1 protein-coding gene and 1 pseudogene are annotated in these 1,121 nt (G+C 68.6%); both read right to left on the bottom strand.

The window, feature by feature from the left end; all coding sequences use genetic code 11:
• Positions 1-413, bottom strand: a 413-nt coding sequence (locus tag FJ980_RS33400; RefSeq protein ID WP_140547645.1) for a TerB family tellurite resistance protein, incomplete at its 3' end; no start/stop codon positions are given.
• A 36-nt stretch (positions 414-449) separates the two neighbouring features.
• Positions 450-1,121, bottom strand: a pseudogene (locus FJ980_RS33395) (heme biosynthesis protein HemY); the annotation flags it as partial.

Below are 1,121 nucleotides of genomic sequence, written 5' to 3'. Positions count from 1 at the left end.
CGGTCCTGGCGTTCGACGCCGATCAGCTCGGCAACGCGCCACACCGTGTTGTCTTCCAATTCGTGCAGCTCGCCATCGGCATAGACGATCTCCCACATCAAGCCGATGAAAGCCTTGCGGCCTTCGGCAGCGAGGTGGCGCTTCAGAACGCTGGTGCAGGCATAGAGGTCGATCGCCTCGTTGTCGGCGCGCTCGCCGGCGGCGGCCAGCGCGTCGAGCTCGTTGCCGCTGACCGAATAGGCCTGCGCCAACACTGCCTTGAACCGTTCCCACTCGACGTCCTGGCGCACGCCGTCGGCGCTCATCACGTGGTAGAGCAGCGCCGAGGCTGCCACGCGCGGATCATCGGCGCTGGCGCGGGCGCCGGTGCCGGTCGGCAAATCCCTCAGAAACGACAAAACGCGTTCGAACATCGATCCATTCCCAAACGGCCGGGCCACCCAGCCAACTCAAAACAACCGGAACCGGCGCGGCGACTTTTCCGCCGCATCGTCCGGATCGACGCCGGGATCGTCCGGCAGGCGTGCCAGTTCCTGCGCCGGTTCGACGGCCTCGGCATCGGCGGGCGCCGCGGCGAAAGCCTGCGCCGTCACCGACCTGACGTGGTCCTGATCGTTCTCGGCCTGCTTGCCGGCCGTCTCGCCGCCCGGGCCAGCGTGATCGATCACCTCGACCGACTCTTCCTGCGCCGGCCTGCCCGGCGCCTCGATCGCCACCGCCGGGGCGTCCGGCGCATCGTCACGGCTGTCGATCAGCTGGCCGAGACGCTCCATCGGGGCGCGCCACTCGAAGGCGTCAAGCCGGCCGGTGACCGGCGATACCGGCGCCCAGCGCTCCGAGACGACGCCGTCGGCGACCCAGGCCGGGTCGCGCGGCGCCCGCACCGCCTTGGACAAGAGCTGTCGCACCTTGCCTTGGTCGCCCGTCTCGGCTTCTTCGATGTCGGCCAAAAGCAGATAGGCGCCCTCGCGGCGGTCCATCCGGATCGCCGCCTCGGCTTCGCGGCGGGCAGTCGCAAAATCCTGTGCATCGAGCGCGGCGCGCGCCATCGTCATCGAGGATTCGGCGTGGTTCTTCTTCATCTCCTGCAATTTCCTCGCCCGGTTGAGGCGATCGAGCAC

The organism is Mesorhizobium sp. B1-1-5 (genome assembly GCF_006443065.1).
Classification (GTDB): Bacteria; Pseudomonadota; Alphaproteobacteria; order Rhizobiales; family Rhizobiaceae; genus Mesorhizobium.
Note: the sequence above shows the minus strand (reverse complement) of the source record. Positions and strands in the feature narration are given on the sequence as shown.